General features: G+C 70.2%; 2 protein-coding genes. Both read left to right on the top strand.

Features of this window, described 5'->3' with window-relative positions; genetic code table 11:
* Nucleotides 1-99 precede the first annotated feature (99 nt).
* Complete coding sequence (locus Q1B08_RS21340) at nt 100-915, top strand: inositol monophosphatase (RefSeq protein WP_299823343.1); 816 nt, start codon at nt 100-102, stop codon at nt 913-915.
* The gene (locus Q1B08_RS21335; protein WP_299823340.1) at nt 912-1,886 is read left to right on the top strand and encodes a diacylglycerol kinase family protein; all 975 of its coding nucleotides are present in this window, start codon (nt 912-914) and stop codon (nt 1,884-1,886) included. Before Q1B08_RS21340 ends, Q1B08_RS21335 begins: the two co-directional genes overlap by 4 nt.
* Nucleotides 1,887-2,121 lie beyond the last annotated feature (235 nt).

The following is a 2,121-nucleotide window of genomic DNA, read 5'->3' as shown; positions in this document are numbered from 1 at the left end:
ATGAAACTGAGGCAAGCGTTGATGTCCCTGCTTCCGGCAAGCATGTCCCGGTGAAAGCGGCTCGGAGGGACATGGCGCATCATTCCACGGAGCGACGTCATGACCGATGACCGTCCCGACTACGCGGCGCTCGAAGCCCTGGCGGCCGAGCTGGCCCATCTCGCGGGCGCCGAGATCGAGGCGTCGCTCGGCCGCACACTCCGCGTCGCCTACAAGGGCGAGGAGGGCCAAACGCGCGATCCGGTGTCGGAGGTCGATCACGCGGTCGAGACGCTGATCCGCGCCCGGCTGGGCGAGATCCATCCCGACCACGACATCGTCGGTGAGGAGTTTCCCGAGCGGCCCAATGCAGGCCACCCCATCATCTGGGCGGTCGATCCCGTCGACGGTACGGCGAACTTCGTGAACGGGTTGCCGCTTTTCGCGGCGTCCGTCGGCGTCCTGCACGACGGCGCCCCCGTCGCGGGGGCAGTCTGGTGCTCGAACGGACATGCGCTGCGACACGGGGTCTATTCCGCATGTCTCGGAGGAGAGCTGCGCTTTGACGGCACCCCTCTCACCCCGGTCTCGAGGCCGCAGGTCCGGCGGGCGCTGGTCGGAATGCCGCGCACGGACGGGTGGGAGCCGCGCTGGTTCGACGCGCGAAAAACAGGGTCGGCGGCGATCGAATGCGCCTTCGTCGCGGCCGGACTCCTCGCCGGCGCGCGGTTCGAGACGCCGAACCTCTGGGATGTCGCCGGCGGGGCCGCGCTGGTGCGTGCCGCCGGCGGGCAGCTGCGCGAGCACCGGGACGGAGCGTGGCGCGACCTTGGATCGTTCGGTGCGGAGGACGGGGACGATGCCGGCGCCTGGCGCGCGCCGATGGTGCTCGGAACCCCCGACGCGGTCGCGGCGCTCGAAGGCTGGACCCCGTGAAACGAGCCGAGCCCGCCGGACGCGCGATTGCGGACCGGGACGTCCTGCTCTGGTGCAACGCGCAGGCGGGCGGCGCGCCGGACCCGGAGGATCTCGCGATCCGGCTTCGCGCCTGCGGCCGCAGCGTTCGCCTCGCCGAGCCCGGGCGGGACGCGCCCCCGGATCCGCTGACCGAACTCGTTCTCGTGGCAGGCGGCGACGGGACCGTGGCGCAGGCAGCCCGCCGTCTCGGCCACAGTGGTGTGCCGCTGGCGATCCTGCCATCCGGAACCGCCAACAACGTCGCCGCCGCGCTCGGCATCGCGGACACCGACAAACCCGAGCAAGCAGTCTCGGGCCGCGCGCACGCGATCGATCTGGGCCGCGTGCAAGGGCCCTGGGGAGAACGGATCTTCGTGGAATCGGTCGGCGTGGGTCTCCTCGCATTGACGGAACGGTCGCTGCACGAGACCGCGGAACGACAGGGCGGCTATGAGGCGGCGGGCAAGATCGTGGCGGGCCGGCGTGCAATCGAGACGGCACTCGCGCGGCCCGAGGCTTTTGACGGCTCGGTTCGTTCGGATGGCGACGTCCCCCTCGAAAGATCGCTCGTCTTCGTGGAGATCTGCAATCTCGGCCGCACCGGGCCGGGCGTCCTGCTTGCCCCGGAGGCCGATGCTTCGGACGGCGCGTTCGACGTTGTTTTGGGCGATCTCGCGGCGGCCGAGGCGTTGCGCCACGCCTGCGAGATCGGAGGCAGTCCGGTCCGGCTCGTGCCGGACCTGCCCGTGCGTCGCTGTCGCCGGATCGAGCTGACCTGCCGCTTGGGGGACCTCCGTATCGATGGCAAGTTCGGGACGGAGATCGCGGACGCAGATCCGTGCGACGACCGACACCACGACGTCACGGTCGAGACGCTGCCCGGTGCGCTCTGGGTGATTACGCCCAACGCCCTGCGGCCTGGCGATGGCGACGACGCGGAACGGAGCTGATAACGACGGCGCATGCTTCCCGGCTTGTCGTGTGCTCCGGCGTGGTGCGGCGACCATGCATCACCTTGCGCGGCGGCGTCGTGTTCATGGTCACGGCGCCGCTGGCGCATCGCGTTGAGCCCGTCCGCGACCGCGAGCATGGCAAAGACCTTCAGGCCACGGGGTCTGGATGTCGTGCGCATGATATCTCGGCCGATACCGCATCGAGGGACATGTCGTATGGCGGCAAGACGGC

It is taken from the genome of uncultured Jannaschia sp. (assembly GCF_947494025.1).
Taxonomy (GTDB): Bacteria; Pseudomonadota; Alphaproteobacteria; order Rhodobacterales; family Rhodobacteraceae; genus Jannaschia.
The sequence above is the reverse complement of the archived record's forward strand: the minus strand, read 5'-3'. Positions and strand labels throughout refer to the sequence as shown.